Source organism: Pseudactinotalea sp. Z1732, assembly GCF_049724975.1.
GTDB lineage: Bacteria > Actinomycetota > Actinomycetes > Actinomycetales > Beutenbergiaceae > CALKWS01.
The window spans coordinates 1-18,706 of the sequence record NZ_JBMPQC010000013.1; the positions used below are offsets into that span (position 1 = coordinate 1).

The following is an 18,706-nucleotide window of genomic DNA, read 5'->3' on the forward strand; positions in this document are numbered from 1 at the left end:
CTCCAACGAGATTCCACCGGTCCTCGGAACGCACCCAGTCGATCTCGATAAACGCAAGTTGCGTGCGATGCCCGTCTACCACTTCTCCTGGGTTCGCCTGATCTCGCTCGCAGTGGCGTCCAAGGAGGTCCACGGCATCGAGGATGAGGAGCAGGCTTGGATCCTCGGCGAACTCATCCGGTACTTGGAACATGAGAACTCCGGTGCTCTGGAGTTCGAAGACATGGGGGGTAGTTGGACCGCTGTCACCGACGCCGTGCGAACCGGCATCGTCCGACGGGGCGATGGTGACGTCGCTGACGTCGCAGCGAAATTCGACGGCCTGGTCCGTTACATGGCGCTCAAGTTGGGGCAGAAGTTGCGCGTCGATGTCGAGCCGATGTTGTCGCAGCGGGAGCGTGCGAATCCCAATGTGAGGACTGAGGCACTGGCGCGCGAGTTGGCGGAGGACCACACGATGTCAGCGAAGATTCGAATCCCGGGTACGGCGGCAGATCTAGAGTTTCGCTGTGACATGCGAGCGAGAAGGGTTCATGTCTTCTCCAACGTGCCTGCGTCGGGACATGCGCGAAACGAGACTCGCGTTAATTGGCTCCTCAGGCCACTAGCCGAAACATCTGGCGACGTGATTATCGAAGCGCACGCTGCTCGTCGGCAGCATGCGGCAACGATTGCGGAGTTCCGAGAAGACCCGAAGGATGCTCTGCCCGAGGCGTTTCCCGAAATCAAGAGCTTCACAGTTTCTCGGGTCTACGACTTGGGCATGAGTCGACGCACCTCCGCCAAGACGTCGTTCATCAACTCCGTGATCGCTGCGGTTGACGACTTCTACATCAATCTCCTACAGCCTCAGAAGGTGTGGACACGGCCTGCGCCCAGGTACAAGCCGATCTCACGCCCCGGCCAGGAGGAGGAGACCTACTCGTCCGAGGAGATCTCGGGTGCCGGTACGAATGAGAGCGACACGATGGAAGTAGAGGTCTGACGATTCGGCGCATTAACGGCACCGGAGCACGCCAGCCGTCAGTTCGTGGGTAGGACGCGAAATCCGCCGTAACCTCAGCGGCACCCGCCTGTTAGCGTCGTCGCCCGTGACTGAGATGACACTGCTGCCCACCACCGCCCGCCGTCTGGACCTGCGCGCCGCCACCCTGCAGACCAAGGGACGCATTCCGTCCCTGGTCACTGGGCTGGTGCGGGACTCCCACCTGGTCTGGTCCGCCGCCCGGGGAACGTTTCCCGAGCACGCCGACCCAGGTGAGTTGCAGTTCCGGATCGGGTCGATCACCAAGACTTTCGTCGCCGTCGTCGTACTGCAGTTGCGCGACGCCGGCGCGCTTCGGTTGACCGACACCGTCGACCAGTACGTGCCCGGCACCCCGTTCGGCGATCGCACCCTCACCGAACTGCTCACCCACACCGGCGGGCTGGCCGCGGAACTTCCCGGCTCGTGGTGGGAACGGTCACCGGGGGTGGACCGGCAGGGCCTGCACGAGGCGCTGGCGCAGGGCACCGTGCTGGACCGGCAGGGACGCCATGTGCACTACTCCAACATCGCCTTCGCGGTGCTGGGGGAGGTGATCGCTGCGGTCACCGGCCGCTCCTGGGATGAGGTGCTCACCGCGCAGGTCCTCGGGCCGTTGCAGATGGACAGCACGACGACGTCGGCTCGCTCTCCCTTCGCCACCGGGTACGCGGTGCATCCCTATGCCGACGTGCTGCTGCCGGAGACGATCCAGGACACCGGGGCGATGGCCCCCGCGGGGCAGTTGTGGTCCACCGTGGGTGACCTCAGCCGCTGGGCGGCCTTCCTGGCCGGGGACACTGCTGACGTGCTCCACACCGACACCCTCGATGAGATGTGTGAGCCGACCGCACTGGCGTCGGGCTCACAGTGGGCCAGCGCCCGCGGGCTTGGGGTGCAGGTGACCCGTAGAGCGGGGCGGCTCCTGGTCGGCCACGGTGGCTCGATGCCCGGTTTCCAAGCCGGCGTGCAGGTGGACCGGGAGGCCGGGCTCGGTGTGGTGACGCTGATGAACTGCACCACGCCCGGCGATGTGGAAGGGCTGGACGACCCCTTCGACATCGTCGAGGACTGTGAGCCCCGCCTGCCACAGGAGTGGGTGGCTCGCGCCGATGTGCCCGCGGATGTGCTGGCGTTGACCGGGTCCTGGTTCTGGGGGACCTCCGAGGGGACGGTGCGGGTGCTTGACGAGGGCTGGATCGAACTGCAGCGCGTCTCGGGGATGACCAGCACCAGCAGGTTCCGGCCCACCGGCACCGACACCTGGGTGGGCCTGGACGGTTACCACCGCGGGGAGGCCCTGCGCGTGCGACGTGCAGCCGACGGCGAACCCCAGACTCTCGACGTCGGCACCTTCGTCTTCACCCGCCGGCCCTACGAGCCCAGCGAGTTCATCCCCGGCGGGCTGGACGGCGGCGGCTGGCCCGTCACCTAGCGCTGCCCAGGCGTCGTGACCGGTGGTCGGTACAGTCGAGGCGATGTCGAGTGACCATGACGCAAACAGGATCTCCCGCCGCAAGTTGTTGGGCTCCGTGGGGGCGGTCGGCGTGGCCGGCGCGGGCGCGCTCGGAGCAGCGGCACTGATGCGCTCGCGATCCGAGCCTCCCGGCTTGGACGACCCCGCCCCCGAGCCCGCGCCCCGGGGGGTGTACATGCAGGCATGGGAAGGCACCGGCGGCTTCGACCAGGGCAGCCACGACGGCACCGCGGTCGATCCCGACGGGCGCCTGGTCCTGACCTCGCCCACCGGCACGGTGGAGTACACCGACCCCCACACCGAGGTGGCCCGCACCTACGACACCGCCACCTGGACCTCCCCGGAGGTCCAACTGCCGTTCGCTGGCACCGAGGTGATCCCCTCTTGGAACGCGCGAACGCCGTCGGGCACGTGGGTGGAGGTAGCCGTCCAGGGGATCACCGACTCCGGTGAGCGCACCGACTGGTACGTGCTGGCCCGCTGGTCCCGGGGCGATGACGCCCCCGACATCCAGCGCGGTACCGTCGAGGGGCAGCGCGACACGCGGGCCGGTGTCAATGTGGATGTGCTGGCGATGCGGCACAACCACACCTTGACCGGACTGCGAGTGCGGGCCACGCTGCACCGGGTCGCCGGCGCCGCGCAGACCCCTGAGGTCGCCCTGCTCACCGCGATGGCCTCGGCGATTCCCGACGAGCGGGCGGTACCGGTCAGTGAGCCGGGGGAGGCCGCCGGGATCGTGCTGGACGTGCCCGCCTACTCACAGCACCTGCACAAGGGTCACTACCCGGAGTGGAACGGGGGAGGGCAGGCCTGGTGCTCACCGACCTGCACTGCGATGGTGCTGGACCATTTCGGCCTGGGCCCCGATGCCGAGGAGACCGGATGGGTGGATATCGAGGGGGAACAGCGCCCCCAGGTTGACCACGTCACGCGGTATGTCTTCGACTACACCTACGGGGGCGCCGGGAACTGGGCGTTCAACGCGGCCTACGCCGGAGAGCGGGGCGCCCGGGCCTACATCACCCGGCTGCGGTCACTGCGCGAGGCCGAGGAGTTCATCAGCGCCGGCATCCCCCTGGTCTGCTCGATGTCGTTCACCGAAGCCGACCTCGACGGCGCCGGATACGGGACGAACGGGCACCTGCTGACGATCGTAGGGTTCGACTCCGACGGAGACGTCGTGGTCAACGACCCGGCCTCCCAGGACGAGGCCGACGACGGCAAGGTGCGCGTCACCTACCGCCGCGACCAGTTCGAGAGCCTCTGGCTGACCACGTCGGGCGGCCTCGTCTACGTCATCGCACCCCCGGGCCACGCCCTGCCCGAGCCCGTGGACGCGGCGGAACCGAACTGGGTCTGAACCGGCTGGCACTCACGGCATCCTTTGGCCCACACTGCAGGCCGCGGCTACGCGCCTCATCTCACGGTGATCTGGGGCCGTCCCGGCTCCAGTTCCAGGTGGGCTGAGACCAGGTCACCATCGTCGATCTGCTCAGCCCGTCGTACCGCCACCTTCACCGGCAGTGCGTACAGGCCTTCCTTGGGGAACATGGAGGTCTGCCAGGTGGTGGCACCGATGCGCGCTCGGACGGGGATCGCCCCCCAGCCGTAACTGACGTCAGCGGCCACGGCGTGGATGTCGGCACTGATCGGCTCGGGTACGGTGATGAAGTAGAACGGGGCGGGGCCGCGCCAGTACCAGATCTCGCCCTCGAAATCCCAGGTCATCACTGCTCCTCGACCGCTCAGTCTAGGCTCGCTGCGGCACGCCCGCGATGGGCATCGGGTGTCAGGTGCGCACGACCATCGCCCGCACGCGGTTACCGCCGTCCTCCCACTCGCTCACGCGTCTCCAGTTCGCTTCACGGAGGCGCTGGTCGATGAGCTCCTCCCAGGTGGCCGGGCTCAGCCGCGCGGGCAGCGACAGTACCTCCACCTCGACGCGAGTGGAGGGGATGGTCACCGAGATCTGGCCGGGGGGTTCGTGATGCTCACCCCCGGGCGACTCGGAGTCCACGGCGATGATGCGCTGGGCATGCTCGGCCGCGACCGACCAGATCTCGCCTTCGGTGGCTACCGATTCATAGCCCCCCGTGCCCTCGATCTCATTGCCCGCGCCGTCGCGCTCGACCGTGTAACTGAAGGTGGCCTCGAAGACGGCGTCAACGTCGACGTCATCGGTGTGCTCGGCCAGTGCCGGAACCAGTGACTGCTCGATCGCTTCGGCCCTGGTCCGGTACCGCTTCGGGTGAGACACGCTCCTGCCTCCGTACGCAGGTGGACCGGTGGTGGCGGGCCAGCCCGGCCGGGCACCCGCCACCACCGCATGGTTCAGCCCGCTTGCTCGATCCTGGACTGATTACTCGAGTGGGCAACCTCGATCTTGCGAGGCTTGGCTTCCTCGGCCACCGGGATCGTCAGCGACAGCACCCCATCGGCGTATGAGGCGTCGATCCGGTCCACCGACACCCCGCTACCGAGCATCAGTTGGCGCGCGAATGTGCCGGTGGGCCGCTCCCGCGCGAGCCACTGGGTCTGTTGGTTCTCCGCCTGTCCGCGCTCAGCACGGATTGTCAGCGTCTGGTCCTCGACGTCGACATCGATCGAGGACGGATCGACCCCGGGAAGGTCCATGTTCAGAACGAACTTGTCCCCATCGCGATACAGGTCGATCGGCATCGCATTGCTGCGTCCGGAGGACATCACTTGTCCCAGCGCATTGCTGAATACACGGTCCATCTCGCGGAACGGGTCGATTCGCGTTGCCATCACCATCACCTCCGAGTGGATACCCGGGCCCGGACCTTCCAGGCCCGATGAAGACGACCGTTGTCACGGCCGATTTTAGCACTCTCATGCCGAGAGTGCTAACGGCTGGTGCTCACGAATTGGGGTGACACGGGTGCGACCATGGGGTGATGACGACATTCGACGAACTGCTCGCCGAGGGTGCGGCGGTACCCACCGAGGGCTGGGACTTCAGTTGGTTCGCCGGCCGGGCCAGCGAGGAGCGCCCGCCCTGGGGCTACGCCGGACTGGTCGCGCAGCGATCGGGCACCGCGCGGGCGATGCTCGACGTCCAGACGGGTGGGGCCGAGGTGCTCGCGCAGATACCGCACGTCCCACCACTGCTGCGCGCCACCGAGTCCTGGCCCCCGAACCTCGACCTGGCCCGCCCACGACTGACGGCGCTCGGGGGCCAGGTGGTGCAGGTGGAGGACACCGAACCGTTGCCGTTCGACGACGGCACCTTCGACCTGGTGGTCTCCCGCCACCCCACCGTGGTGCTCTGGGAGGAGGTCGCCCGGGTGCTTCGTCCAGGCGGAACCTACCTGTCCCAACAGGTGGGGAAGGCCAGTGTGCACGAGTTGTCGGAGGCGATGCTGGGGGACTTCGAACCCTCCGACGGACGCAGTCCGGAGCGAGCGGTGGCCGCCGCCGAAGGGGCCGGGCTCCGGGTGCGGGACCTGCAGACCGCCCGCCTACGGATGGCCTTCAACGACATTGCCGCCGTGGTGCACTTCCTGCGCAAGGTGATCTGGATCGTGCCGGGGTTCACCGTGGAGGCCTACCGTCCGCAGTTGGAGCTCCTGCATGAGCGCATCCAGGCCGAGGGCCCGTTCGTGGCGCACAGCACCCGGTTCCTGATCGAAGCGGGCCGGTAGCCGTGACGGTGGTGCCCAGTGGAGGCGCAGTGCCCTCGTCCGTGGTGGCGCGGGCCGAGTGGCGGTAGCGTGGGGGCCATGAGCATCGCCACCGCCACCCGCGTGGAGCGGGCCGAACTGTTGGACTTCATCCGCCCCCGGCACCGGGTCACGCTGATCACCCACAAGGCCAGCGGAGGGCTGCAGGTCTCGCCGGTGAGCGCGGGAGTCGACGAGGCCGGCCGGGTGGTGATCGCCACCTACCCCGAACGAGCCAAGACCACCAACGCACGGCGCAACCCGCAGGTCTCGATGCTGGTGCACTCCGATGAGTGGAACGGGCCCTACGTGCAGGTGGACGGGACGGCCGAGGTGCTCGACGTACCCGAGGCCGTCGAGCCACTGGTGGAGTACTTCCGCAGCATTTCGGGGGAGCACCCGGACTGGGCCGAGTACCGCGAGGCCATGGTGCGCCAGGGCAAGTCCCTGCTCCGCATTGAGATCACCGGCTGGGGTCCGATCGCCACCGGTGGCTTCCCACCCGGGCGGGAGCCGGCAGGCGGGTAGGCACTCCTCCGGTACCCACCTACGCAACTCCGATAGTGCATGAGCGCAGCCGGCTGGCGCGGTTGCGGTGCGTGACTAGCACGTTCCCCACCGGTGAGCGAGTCCATTTCCCCGGACCCCCGGGCCCCGGGACCGGGACGTCCGGTGGCCCCTGGAACGCGTAAGTACGCAGATCAGGCACAAAGTCACGGTGGCATCACGCCCAGCCGGGGGGAGTGACGGCTAGGTCTCACTTCGGTAACGATGCGGACACGAATGCCGTCACCTCGAACAATCCCAGCCCCTGGCGTGTGTACGCTTCCCCTGTCCATGGCGGATGCAAAGTGCTCGTCGGACCCACGAGGTCCAGCCGGAAGCGGTCCGGGGCGAGTCGCTCCTTGCCATTCATAGGAGGAACATTGAAGACCAGGCGCTTTACGGCGGGAGCTGCGATAACCGCAGCGACCGCCCTCGTGCTGGCCGCATGCAATGGCGGTACCGGTGACGACCCAGACACAGAGCCCGATGACAGCGACGACAACGGTGGCGTGAGCGAGGCTGCTAGCGCGATCACCATTGGCTGGAACCAGACGTTCTACGAGTACAACAGCAACTCGCGGACCGGTAACGCCGCCGCGAACAACAACATCCTGTACCTGATGAACGACGGATTCCGCTACTTCGACGGCGACCTGGCGTTGCAGCGGAATGAGTCCTTCGGCACCTTTGACATGGTCGAGGAGACCGAGGACTCCATGACCATGGAATTCACCCTCTCCGATGAGGCGTACTGGTACGGCGGCGAGGAGCCGGTCGAGATCGACGCCGCTGACCTGATGTTGTACTGGGCGGCCCACTCCGGTCAGTTGAACACCGAGACCGACGCCGACGCGGTCCGGGAGGAAGTCCAGGGAGAACTGCTCGAGGAGTTCGGCGAGGAGAACGACGACGGCGAGCTCGAGGTTCCGGCCGAGTCGATGGAGGAGTACCTCGCGGCCGTCGAGACCGAGGTCTCCGAGCGACTGGCTGACGACAACGAGGTCTACTTCAACTTCCCCCTGACCACGTCCGTCGGGCTGATCGAGGAGACGCCGGAGATCATCGCCGACGGTAAGGGCGTGACCTTCGACTACAACCAGCCCTACGTGGACTGGGAGTACAGCTTCGGTGTGGGCGTCCCCGCGCACGTCGTCGGGATGCGGGCGCTGGACATCGACGACCCGCAGGAAGCCAAGGACCGGGTGATCGCTGCGATCCAGGATGAGATCACCGAGGACCTGGCGCCGATTGCGGCGTTCTACAACACCGGCTTCCAGTTCGGCGACACCCTGCCGGACGACGAGTTGCTGTACCTGTCCTCGGGTGCGTACCTGATGACGGACTTCCAGCGGAACCAGTACGTGACCCTGACGGCCAACCCGGACTACACCGGGGAGTTCCCGGCCGCGATCGAGGAGATCACCGTCACCATCTCCGGTGACCCGATGACCCACATCCAGGCGCTGCAGAACCAGGAAGTGCACCTGGTCCAGCCGCAGGCCACCCCGGACACGCTGGCTGCCCTGGAGAACCTCGGCGATCAGGTCGGGATCTTCAGCGGTGACGGTCCCACGTACGAGCACATCGACGTCATCTTCGACAACGGTGGCCCGTTCGACCCCGAGACCTACGGTGGCGATGAGGACGTTGCACGCGACATCCGCAATGCCTTCTTCAACCTGGTTCCGCGCCAGGAGATCGTGGAGACCCAGGTCCAGCCGATCAACCCCGAGGCCGAGGTGCGTCACTCCTACACCCAGGTCCCCGGTTCTCCGAACTATGACCAGATGGTTGAGACCAACCAGATGGAGCAGACCTGGCCGGTGGAGACCGACCTGGACACCGCGGTCGAACTGATCGAGGGCACCGGTGTGGAAACGCCGATCCCGGTCCGGTTCATGTATGACCCGTCCAACTCACGCCGCGCGAACATCTACGAGCTCGTCCGCGAGTCCGTGGAGCGTGAGGGTCTGTTCGAGCTGGTCGACGCCGGTGACGTCAACTGGGGATCGCTCCTGGCTGACACCACCATCTACGACGCCTCCCTCTTCGGGTGGCAGTCCACCTCCACCGCGGTTGGTGCCGCTGGTCAGAACCACGTCACCGGTGGGGTGAACAACTTCGGTGGATTCTCCAACGAGCGCGTGGACGAGATCTTCGCCGAACTGAGTTCCGAGACCGATGCTCAGGCACAGGCGGATCTGCTCGCCGAGGCCGAGCAGATCCTGGTGGAGGAAGCGTTCGGCACGGTGATCTTCCAGCACGAGCTCATCGCGGGCTACGACGCACGGCTGCAGAACATCGAGCCGATCGCCTTGGCACCGACCATCTTCTGGAACTACTGGGAGTGGGAGCTCACTGAGTGAGTCGAGGGTTCCTTCTGAACTCTGACTCCTAGGTAGACACCGCAAGTACGTGGGGGCATCGGGCGCCCTACCGGCCCCGATGCCCCCACACTTGTGCGTACCCAAACCGACCCATGGCTGGTTCGGCTGGGGTACCGTCATCGCCTAGAATCCACCGCAACTCACCCCGGCCACTGCCGACTGCGAGGTCCAGTTTTGCTGCAGTTCATAGTCAGACGAGTGCTGATGGGATTGCTCATCCTGCTCCTGTCGTCCTTTCTGAGCTACATCATGATCGACCTCGCCGTCGATCCGCTCGAGGACCTGTACACCAGCACCGACCCTGACGCCCCGGCACAGATAGAACAGCGCATCGAGATGCTGAACCTCGATGCCACGGTGTTCGAGCGATACGCGACGTGGTTCGGCGCGTTCGTCACCGGTGACCCGGGTGTGTCCTGGGAGACCGGGCAGCCGGTCGCCGACGAGTTGCGCGGTGCTGTGATCGGCACCCTCCATCTCGTGACCGCCGCGACCTTCCTGTCCATCATCCTGGGCGTGAGCGTCGGGATCGTCTCGGCGCTGCGTCAGTACACCAGCTTCGACTACATCGTCGTCTTCTTCTCCTTCGTGCTGTACTCCCTCCCGGTGTTCTGGGTGGCGGTACTGCTCAAGCAATGGGGCGCGATCGGCTTCAACGACTTCCTGGCCGACCCGCACCTGTCCCCGACCACGATCGGCATCGTCGCCGTCATCGGGGGTGCGTTGATCTCGATGGCCATGGCCGGATCGCGGATCACCCGTCTGATCAGTTTCGTCGTCGGCGCCGCAGCCGTTGCGGGGATGCTGTTCTACCTGCAAGGCAGCGGCTGGTGGAACGACCCACACATCGGTCCCGCGCTGCTCATCCTGAACGGGCTGGGTGTGGCCTTCGCTATCACCCTGCTATCGACAGGTCTGGAGAACCGACGGGCGCTGTTCACCTCGCTGAGCGTCGTCGCGTTGACGCTCGCGCTCTACCTCCCGGTGCAGTGGCTGTTCGATGTCACCGATGCCGCCGAGATCACCGGCGCCCCACTGATCGCCGGTCTCGGCTTGGTCTGTGTGGCCGTGGGTGCGCTGGTCGGGCGGTTCTGGGGCGGACCGGACTGGAAGCAGTCGGCACGTACCGGCGGCATCGTCGCCGCCATCATGGGCGCCATGGTCTTCCTGGACCGGATCATGCAGGCCTGGCCCTCCTACAACGCCAACCCCCGGATCTCCGGACGCCCGATCCGGACCTTCCAGGAACGCACACCGGGATTCCAGGGGGACTTCTGGGAGTCCACCCTGAACCTGTACGGCCACCTCATCCTGCCGACTCTGGCCCTGATGCTCATCTCCTTCGCCTCCTACACGCGTTACTCGCGGGGGTCGATGCTGGAGGTGCTGAACCAGGACTACATGCGCACCGCCCGCGCGAAGGGGCTGGCCGAGCGCACCGTGATCATGCGGCACGGCTTCCGCAACACGCTGATCCCCCTGGCCACCCTGGTCCCGGTGGACGTGATCGGTCTGCTCGGCGGCGCGCTGATCACCGAGCGAATTTTCGCCAGACCCGGGATGGGCACGATGTTCCTGGCGAACCTTGAGGCCAACGTCATCGAACCGGTGATGGCCTACCTGGTGATCGTGGCCGCGCTGGCGATCCTCGCCAACATGGTGGCCGACCTGATGTACGCAGCCCTTGACCCACGAATCCGGGTGAACGCCTGATGACTCGCAACGACGTTGACAACCCCGACGTACCGGAGGACGCCTCCGGTGCCGGTGAGGGCGCGATCGAACTGCGCGAGGCCATCGGCAAGTCCCAGGGGCAGATCGTCCGGGAACGCTTCTTCCGCCACCGCGGCGCGATGGCCGCGTTGATCATCCTGGTCGGGATCGTGATCCTCGGATTCTCCTCGGTCGGATTCTGGTTCGTGCCCGGCTGGTGGGAGTGGGCCCCGGGGCAGCGCCCGGATCCGGACGTGCACGGCTACCGCATCTTCCACGAGGGCGGCCGGCCCACCATCACGATGCCCTGGAGCGAGGAGGGCTTTGGTATCGGCCCGCACCCGTTCGGTCAGGACGACATCGGCCGCGATATGTTCGCCCAGGTGATGCGAGGGATCCAGACCTCCACGATCGTCATGGTGATCATCGGCATTGCCGCCACCTTCGCCGGTGTGGTGATCGGTTCCGTCGCCGGCTTCTTCCGTGGCGCAGCGGACCAGGTCCTGATGCGGATGACCGACCTGGTGATCACGCTGCCGACGATCGCCCTCGGTGCCGTGCTCGGCCGGATCGTCGGCGCGGCCGACCCGGTGCCGCTGGCACTGGCGCTGGGTGCGGTGACCTGGACGGGCCTGTCCCGACTGGTGCGTGCCGAGTTCCTCTCGCTGCGGGAACGGGAGTTCGTCGACGCGGCCCGCGTCGCCGGTGCCTCGAACGTGCGGATCATCTTCAAGCACATGCTGCCCAACGCCATGGGTGTGATCATCGTGGCCGTGACGCTGCTGATGTCCTCGGCGATCTTGCTGGAGACCTCGCTGAGTTATCTGGGCTTCGGTATCACGCTGCCGAACGTCTCCCTCGGGCTGCTCATCAGTGAGTACGAGACGGCCTTCGCCACCCGGCCCTGGCTGTTCTGGTGGCCGGGCCTGTTCATCGTCGCACTGGCCCTGTGTGTCAACTTCATCGGTGACGGGCTCCGGGACGCGTTCGACCCGCGCCAGCGACGCATCCCCTCGGCCCGCAAGCTTGCTGCCGCCGAGCGGAAGCTGGAGCGCCGTGAGACCAAGGACACCAACGTGGCGGCGACGTCATGATGGTTCCCGCCCGGCCACGCAGCGGGCTCGAGCAGGTGGAACATGGCGTGCTCGCCGTCGTCGGCCCGGGACTGACGCGGATCGTGCCCCGCGGTAACCCGGCCAGGACCGGCTCAGCCGGTCAGCACCATGATCGCCACCGTCAGCACGACCACCCCGAGCACCCCCAGCTCGCGGGTGTTCCACCCCGGGGTCGGCCGGACCGGCTCGTGCGTGGGCCGGTCCTCCAGGTAGCCGGCCGCGGTGAGGGAGTCCAGCCGCTGCCCGATCACCAGGGCCACGGCGGCCGCATTGTGACCGGTCTCCAGGGAGCGGCCGGTCTCGGCCTCACCCGTGGCCATCTTCGTGCGGGGGCGGCGCAGGCGTGTTCCCATACCACTCGAGGCGGGGATCGCCCAGGAGGAGTACGTACCCTCGGTTGTCTCCACCGACAGGGCCCACCGGCTCTCCACGCCGCGAAGCGTGGGCCAGGGCACATGCACCCGCCGCACGATGTTGACCACGGTGATGCCGCCGTCGGCCACCTCGACCTTGGGATTACCGAACAGCACCCACACCAGACCGCCACCGATCACGAGGAACGGCAGCGCCTGCCACAGTGCGTCGATACCCCCATCGATGAGGCTGTAGATGAGCACCACCACGATCAACGCTCCGGCCAGGACGGTCAGGACGCGTGCGTAGAGAGTGCGGAACGTGTGCGTGGGACCCATGGCACCATCGTGGCACCGAACCGCCCGGAGCGGAGCATCGCCCACTCGGCGCCGTCGCGCCGTGATGGATGGAAGGAAGTGGCGTGAGTACACAGACCACCAGTGAGGCACCCCTGTCCGCGACGGGTGATGCGATCCTGACCGTGCGCGATCTGAGCGTGGACTTCTTCGTCGAGGGCGAATGGCACACGGCCGCGAAGAACATGACCTACGAGGTCTACCCCGGTGAGGTGCTCGCCATCGTGGGTGAGTCCGGCTCGGGCAAGACCCAGTCGTCGATGTCCCTGTTGGGGCTGCTGCCTCCCAACGGCCGCTCCTCGGGCTCGGCGAAGCTGGGCGACCAGGAGTTGGTCGGGATGCCCAACAGCAAACTGCAGAAGGTACGCGGCATGGAGGCCGCCGTGATCTTCCAGGAGCCGATGACGGCGTTGAACCCCGTCTACACCGTCGGCTTCCAGATCGTGGAGACCCTCCGCACCCACCTGGGCATCGGACCCGCCGCCGCGAAGGCCCGGGCGATCGAACTGCTGGAACTCGTGGAGATGCCCGCAGCGGCCACCCGGTACCACTCCTACCCGCACCAACTCTCCGGTGGTCAGCGTCAGCGTGCCATGATCGCCCAGGCGCTGGCGTGTGACCCCCGGCTGTTGATCGCCGACGAGCCCACCACCGCCCTGGACGTCACGGTGCAGGCCGAGATCCTGAAGTTGATGCGTGACCTGCGGGAGCGGATCGACTCGGGCGTCGTCCTGATCACCCACGACATGGGTGTGGTCGCCGACATGGCCGACCGGATCCTGGTGATGCGCAACGGTGAGATCGTCGAACGCGGCACCGCCGCGGAGATCTTCGACGCGCCCAAGCACCCCTACACCCGCCAGTTGCTGCGCTCGGTGCCTCACCTGGGGTCGAGCGCGCACGAGCACACGGCGGTACGCCCTCCGGCCACCACCACCGAACGCGCCGAGCCGCCCGCTGACGGAACGGCCGCGCAGGGCCCCGCCCCGGCGATGCTGGCCGAGGGGCTGGAGATCACCTACCCCAAGCGCGGTCGCACCCCGGCGTTCAAGGCCGTGGACGGCGTGGACCTGAGCATCGCCACGGGCGAGGTGGTGGGCCTGGTCGGTGAGTCCGGTTCCGGTAAGACCACCATCGGCCGTGCTGCGGTGGGCCTGCTTCCGGCGTCGGCTGGACGGTTGGAGATCGTGGGCACGGACATGGTCGGTGCCAAACCGCGCGACCTCAAGCCGTTGCGCAGCAAGATCGGGATCGTCTTCCAGGACCCGGGCTCCTCCCTCAACCCGCGCCTTCCCATCGGTGAGTCCATCGGGGAGCCGCTGTACCTGCACCGGGGGATCAAGGGCAAGCAACTGGCTTCGTACGTAGAGGATCTGCTCGACCAGGTGCAACTGCCCAGGTTCATGCGCAACCGGTACCCGCACGAACTCTCCGGTGGGCAGCGCCAGCGGGTGGGTATCGCGCGGGCGCTGAGCCTGGAGCCCAAATTGCTGGTCGCCGATGAGCCCACCTCGGCACTGGACGTGTCCGTGCAGGCGACGGTGCTCAGCCTGTTCCAGGACCTGCAACGTGAGCACGGGTTCGCGTGCCTGTTCATCAGCCACGACCTGGCGGTGGTGGAGATGCTCTCCAGCCGGATCGCGGTGATGCACCACGGCAAGCTCGTGGAGGTCGGACCGGCCCCGCAGATCGTGAACAACCCCCAGGACCCCTACACCCAGCGGCTCATCGCGGCCGTACCGGTGCCGGACCCGGACGAACAGCGCAAGCGCCGCGAGACCCGCGACGCCCTCCTCGACGCCGCAGCGGCCGAGTTGGCGGCCGAGGAGGCGGCGGAGGAGGCGCGGAGCCAGGGTACAGGGATCGACGATCTGCGCGGGGGCGCCCGCGATATGGGGCGTGGCGGCATCTGAGGGTGGCGTCGGTCCGGTCCGGACGCTGATGTGATGTGTTCGGCGTCGCCGGCGGCATCCCGGCGCGCGGAACGAGGTTGATCTCCCGGTAGAATTGTGTGTTGGCGCCGCGTCCTACCTCCGGTGCACCAGCAACCCAACACCGGATCGAGGCCTGACCTGATGCCCACCCGCTCGCGCACCGATCTGCGCAATATCGCCATCGTCGCCCACGTCGACCACGGTAAGACGACCCTGGTCGATGCCATGCTGCGCCAGTCCGGCGCCTTCGGCGCACGCGGCTCCGATGAGGTGCGCGTGATGGACTCCGGGGATCTGGAGCGGGAGAAGGGCATCACGATCCTGGCCAAGAACACCGCGGTGGACTACCGCGGTGCGGCTGCCGCAGCCGCCGGTCACCCGGACGGCATCACCATCAACGTGATCGACACCCCCGGTCACGCCGACTTCGGCGGGGAGGTCGAGCGCGGGCTGTCCATGGTCGACGGCGTGGTGCTGCTGGTGGATGCCTCCGAGGGCCCCCTGCCGCAAACCCGGTTCGTGCTCCGCAAGGCCCTGGCCGCCCGGCTGCCGGTGATCATCGTGGTGAACAAGGTGGACCGCCCCGACTCGCGCATCGCCGAGGTGGTCGCCGAGTCCACCGACCTGCTGCTGTCGCTGGCCGCGGACCTTGCCGACGAGGTGCCGGACCTGGACCTGGATGCGGTGCTGGAGGTCCCGGTGGTCTACGCCTCCGCCCGCGCCGGACGTGCCTCCATGACCGAACCGGCCGCCGGGGAACTGCCCGATGAGGCCGACCTGGAACCCCTGTTCGCCACCATTCTGGAAACCATCCCGGCCCCCACCTACGACCCGGAGATGCCGCTGCAGGCGCACGTGACCAACCTGGACGCCTCACCGTTCCTGGGCCGCCTGGCGTTGCTGCGGATCTTCAACGGCACGCTGCGCAAGGGCCAGCAGGTGGCGTGGGCGCGCAGGGACGGGCAGGTCTCCGGGGTGCGGATCTCCGAACTCCTGCGCACCCGCGGGCTGGAACGGATGCCCACCGACGAGGCCGGCCCCGGTGACATCGTCGCCGTCGCCGGCATCGAGGAGATCACCATCGGGGAGACACTGACCGATCCGGACGATCCCCGTCCGCTGCCGTTGATCACCGTGGACGACCCGGCGATCTCGATGACGGTCGGGATCAACACCTCCCCGCTGGCCGGGCGGGTCAAGGGTCACAAGGTCACCGCCCGGCAGGTCAAGGACCGCCTGGACGCCGAACTGGTCGGCAACGTGTCGCTGCGGGTGCTGCCCACCGAACGGCCCGACGCCTGGGAGGTCCAGGGCAGGGGGGAACTGGCCCTGGCGATCCTGGTTGAGCAGATGCGCCGGGAGGGGTTCGAGTTGACCGTCGGCAAGCCCCAGGTGGTCACCCGCGTCATCGACGGCGCGGTGCACGAGCCGATGGAGCGGATGACCATCGATGTTCCCGAGGAGTACCTGGGCTCGGTCACCCAGCTGCTCGCCGCGCGCCGTGGCCGGATGGACACGATGACCAACCACGGCACCGGCTGGGTCCGGATGGAGTTCGTGGTGCCCGCCCGCGGGTTGATCGGGTTCCGCACCCAGTTCCTCACCGAGACCCGCGGCACCGGGATCGCCTTCTCGATCGCCGAGGGGTACGAGCGCTGGGCCGGGCCGATCGAGTTCCGCACCACCGGCTCACTGGTGGCCGACCGGGCCGGGACTGCCACACCGTTCGCGATGCTCAACCTGCAGGACCGGGGCAGTTTCTTCATCGAACCGACCTCGGAGGTCTACGAGGGCATGATCGTGGGGGAGAACGTCCGCAACGAGGACATGGACGTCAACATCACCAAGGAGAAGAAGCAGACGAACATGCGCGCGGCCGCCGCGGACACCTTCGAGAACCTGAACCGGCCGCGTCGGTTGACCCTGGAGGAGTCCCTGGAGTTCGCCCGGGAGGACGAGTGCGTGGAGGTCACCCCGGAGGTCGTGCGGATCCGTAAGGTGATCCTGGACGGACACGACCGGAACAAGGCCGCCGCCCGAGCCCGGCGGTCCTGACCCGCCACCACCAGGGCCGCCGCGCCGGGTTCCTGGCAGTAGGATCCGGGCGCAGCAAGAGTGGGTGGCACCCAGAGGCGCCAGGCACCGTGGGATCGGAAGGAGTGGAGTGAGCCAGCACGCACCCCGCACCCTCGGGGTCTTCGCCCACCCCGACGATGAGACCCTCTCCGGCGGCCCGCTGCTGGCCACGATGGCGCGGCGCGGGCACGTCACCGTGGTCACCACCAACCGCGGTGAGCGCGGTGAGGTGATCGGTGCGGACCTGGCGCACCTGGCTCAGGACCACCAGGCGCTGGGCCGGCACCGCACTCAGGAGGTCGGGGCCGCCACCGCCGCGCTCGGCGTGGCCGAGCACCACTTCCTGGACGAGCTGCCCGGGCTCACCACACGCCGCCCGCCCCGGTACACCGACTCCGGGATGCGCTGGCCGGAGGGGCAGACCGGCGTGCGGGCGATCCCGGCCGAGGACGTCGACGACCACGCCTTCTCCCGTGCCGACACCGACATCAGCGCACGGGTGCTGGCCGCCCTGATCCGCACGACCCGCCCGGACCTGGTGCTGACCGAGGAGCCCGACGGCGGCTACGGCCACCCCGACCACGTCCAGGTCAACCGGGTCACCATGCGTGCGGTGGAACTGGCCGCGGCGGACCTGGAGCCGCTCTTCCCCGATGACCCCACCACCGGTACCCAGCCCTGGCGGGTGCCCGTGGTGGCGTGGGTGGTGTACCCGCAGAGCCGCTTCCGCGGCGGGTTGGACTGGTTGAGGCGGTACAACGGGCGGGCCGGCACCTCCGAGCACACCGGCGGGCTGCTCACGGTTCCCACCGGCGAGCAGACCCCCACGATCGTTCGCCCCGATGATCAGGTGGATCTGGACATCGGGCTGTCGGCCCCCGTGCTGGACGCACTGGCGCAGGCGATGCGGTCCCACCGGACCCAGATCCAGGCCGTGCACGTCGATCAGGCACTGGTGGCTGAGTCCGGTGGGCACGCCGCCGGCTGGTTCGCGCTGAGCAACGACATGCTGCGGCCGGTCCCGGCGCGGGCCACGGCCATGGTGGCGCCCGGGTGGGGTAGTGCCGCCGACCTGGCCGGCCTCGCCCGGGATGAGGACGAAGTAGGGCACGACGACGCAGGTGCGGCCGGAGAGGCGGGTGCACCCGGGCAGGTGCGGGGTGCGGGCGAGCAGGATCCGCGCTGGTACACGGGGTTCATGCTGTCGATGACGGCGTTGCTGGCGATCCTGGTGGGCTCGATCGGGACGGTGTTCTACCGCTGGGAGATGCCGTTCGGTCTGCTGCTCTCGTTGCTGGTGGTGCTCACCGGGTCGGTCCTGGCACGCGCCCTGGCCGATCGGCGCGGGCAACTGCTCTACGCGGGCGTGATCTTCCTGGTGATCTTCGCGATGACCTATCTGGGCAGGGCGGACGTGATCGTGACCGGGGAGGCGATCGGCGTGGCCTGGCTGCTCGGGGCCCCCGCCCTGGCACTGCTGGGCCTGGCGGCACCGAGGAGGTGGTTCCGTGACTGATCCGGTGGAGGACTACCGCCTGGCGATGTCGCGGCTGATCTCCGGGGTGTGCGTGATCTCGGCGCGCGCCGGCAGCCTCGACCTGGCGATGACGGCAACCTCGGTGGTCTCGGTCTCGCTGGAACCACCCACGGTGCTGTTCTGCGTGCACTCCGATGCCCGGCTGGCCGAGGCGGTGCAGCCCGGTGGCACCTGGGCGGTGAGCATCCTGAGCGCAGCGGCCGGCGCGGTGGCGGACTGGCTGGCAAGTCCGGGACGCCCCGCCGTGGGCCAGTTGGACCGGGTGGGGCACCATCGCGGTGAGCACAGCGGCGCAGCCCTGCTGGATGAGGCCACCGCATGGTTGGAGTGCCGCACCGAGTGGACCAAGGAGGCCGGTTCCCACGAGGTGGTGGTCGGGCAGGTGCTCAGCACGGCGCTGGCGCCGGCCGGCAGCGGCGGGATCGTGCACCACCTGGGTCGGATGCGCGCGGCCCCCTGAGACCGGGGCGGTGCTGTGAATCCGGCCACGCTTGCGAGTGG

Annotated in this window: 16 protein-coding genes; 12 read left to right on the forward strand and 4 right to left on the reverse strand. The window is 67.8% G+C overall.

Annotation, left to right across the window (positions count from 1 at the left end; genetic code table 11):
• The 3 genes from ACPL7H_RS16795 to ACPL7H_RS16805 form a co-directional block, all read left to right on the forward strand.
• The coding region (locus tag ACPL7H_RS16795; RefSeq protein WP_424797936.1) for a hypothetical protein at window positions 1-985 on the forward strand (985 nt) is incomplete at its 5' end.
• A 115-nt stretch (window positions 986-1,100) separates the two neighbouring features.
• Window positions 1,101-2,459, forward strand: coding sequence for a serine hydrolase domain-containing protein (locus ACPL7H_RS16800; RefSeq protein WP_424797993.1), 1,359 nt, complete (start codon window positions 1,101-1,103; stop codon window positions 2,457-2,459).
• A gap of 43 nt (window positions 2,460-2,502) precedes the next feature.
• Complete coding sequence (locus tag ACPL7H_RS16805; RefSeq protein ID WP_424797937.1) at window positions 2,503-3,864, forward strand: C39 family peptidase; 1,362 nt, start codon at window positions 2,503-2,505, stop codon at window positions 3,862-3,864.
• Window positions 3,865-3,920: 56 nt separating this feature from the next.
• Here the strand turns inward: ACPL7H_RS16805 and ACPL7H_RS16810 are convergent, their stop codons facing one another.
• The 3 genes from ACPL7H_RS16810 to ACPL7H_RS16820 all read right to left on the reverse strand — a co-directional run bounded on the left by ACPL7H_RS16810 (window position 3,921) and on the right by ACPL7H_RS16820 (window position 5,273).
• Window positions 3,921-4,232, reverse strand: coding sequence for a DUF1905 domain-containing protein (locus ACPL7H_RS16810; RefSeq protein WP_424797938.1), 312 nt, complete (start codon window positions 4,230-4,232; stop codon window positions 3,921-3,923).
• Between the two features lie 61 nt (window positions 4,233-4,293).
• Window positions 4,294-4,761: a hypothetical protein gene (locus tag ACPL7H_RS16815; RefSeq protein ID WP_424797939.1), complete on the reverse strand. Its 468-nt coding sequence runs from the start codon at window positions 4,759-4,761 to the stop codon at window positions 4,294-4,296.
• A gap of 74 nt (window positions 4,762-4,835) precedes the next feature.
• Window positions 4,836-5,273, reverse strand: coding sequence for an Hsp20/alpha crystallin family protein (locus tag ACPL7H_RS16820; protein WP_424797940.1), 438 nt, complete (start codon window positions 5,271-5,273; stop codon window positions 4,836-4,838).
• 149 nt (window positions 5,274-5,422) lie between these two features.
• Here ACPL7H_RS16820 and ACPL7H_RS16825 point away from each other — a divergent pair, with 149 nt between their 5' ends.
• The 5 genes from ACPL7H_RS16825 to ACPL7H_RS16845 all read left to right on the forward strand — a co-directional run bounded on the left by ACPL7H_RS16825 (window position 5,423) and on the right by ACPL7H_RS16845 (window position 11,927).
• A complete protein-coding gene (locus tag ACPL7H_RS16825; RefSeq protein WP_424797941.1) occupies window positions 5,423-6,169 on the forward strand; it encodes a class I SAM-dependent methyltransferase in 747 nt (248 codons plus the stop codon).
• 78 nt (window positions 6,170-6,247) lie between these two features.
• Window positions 6,248-6,715, forward strand: coding sequence for a PPOX class F420-dependent oxidoreductase (locus tag ACPL7H_RS16830; protein WP_424788143.1), 468 nt, complete (start codon window positions 6,248-6,250; stop codon window positions 6,713-6,715).
• A gap of 527 nt (window positions 6,716-7,242) precedes the next feature.
• The gene (locus ACPL7H_RS16835) at window positions 7,243-9,099 is read left to right on the forward strand and encodes an ABC transporter substrate-binding protein (RefSeq protein ID WP_424797942.1); all 1,857 of its coding nucleotides are present in this window, start codon (window positions 7,243-7,245) and stop codon (window positions 9,097-9,099) included.
• Between the two features lie 225 nt (window positions 9,100-9,324).
• The gene (locus ACPL7H_RS16840; protein WP_424797943.1) at window positions 9,325-10,833 is read left to right on the forward strand and encodes an ABC transporter permease; all 1,509 of its coding nucleotides are present in this window, start codon (window positions 9,325-9,327) and stop codon (window positions 10,831-10,833) included.
• A complete protein-coding gene (locus ACPL7H_RS16845) occupies window positions 10,833-11,927 on the forward strand; it encodes an ABC transporter permease (RefSeq protein WP_424788146.1) in 1,095 nt (364 codons plus the stop codon). The genes ACPL7H_RS16840 and ACPL7H_RS16845 overlap by 1 nt, the downstream gene beginning before the upstream one ends.
• A gap of 113 nt (window positions 11,928-12,040) precedes the next feature.
• On the opposite strand, the gene ACPL7H_RS16850 is transcribed toward ACPL7H_RS16845, so the two are convergent.
• Window positions 12,041-12,640 (reverse strand): PH domain-containing protein, encoded by a 600-nt coding sequence (locus ACPL7H_RS16850; protein WP_424797944.1) that lies wholly within the window; start codon window positions 12,638-12,640, stop codon window positions 12,041-12,043.
• A gap of 83 nt (window positions 12,641-12,723) precedes the next feature.
• Here ACPL7H_RS16850 and ACPL7H_RS16855 point away from each other — a divergent pair, with 83 nt between their 5' ends.
• From ACPL7H_RS16855 to ACPL7H_RS16870, 4 genes are all read left to right on the forward strand, one after another.
• Entirely contained in the window at window positions 12,724-14,571 is a 1,848-nt protein-coding gene (locus tag ACPL7H_RS16855; RefSeq protein WP_424797945.1) for an ABC transporter ATP-binding protein, read from the forward strand.
• Window positions 14,572-14,733: 162 nt separating this feature from the next.
• A complete protein-coding gene (gene typA, locus ACPL7H_RS16860) occupies window positions 14,734-16,647 on the forward strand; it encodes a translational GTPase TypA (RefSeq protein ID WP_424797946.1) in 1,914 nt (637 codons plus the stop codon).
• 109 nt (window positions 16,648-16,756) lie between these two features.
• Entirely contained in the window at window positions 16,757-18,184 is a 1,428-nt protein-coding gene (locus ACPL7H_RS16865) for a PIG-L family deacetylase (protein WP_424797947.1), read from the forward strand.
• The gene (locus tag ACPL7H_RS16870; protein ID WP_424797948.1) at window positions 18,177-18,665 is read left to right on the forward strand and encodes a flavin reductase family protein; all 489 of its coding nucleotides are present in this window, start codon (window positions 18,177-18,179) and stop codon (window positions 18,663-18,665) included. The genes ACPL7H_RS16865 and ACPL7H_RS16870 overlap by 8 nt, the downstream gene beginning before the upstream one ends.
• Window positions 18,666-18,706 lie beyond the last annotated feature (41 nt).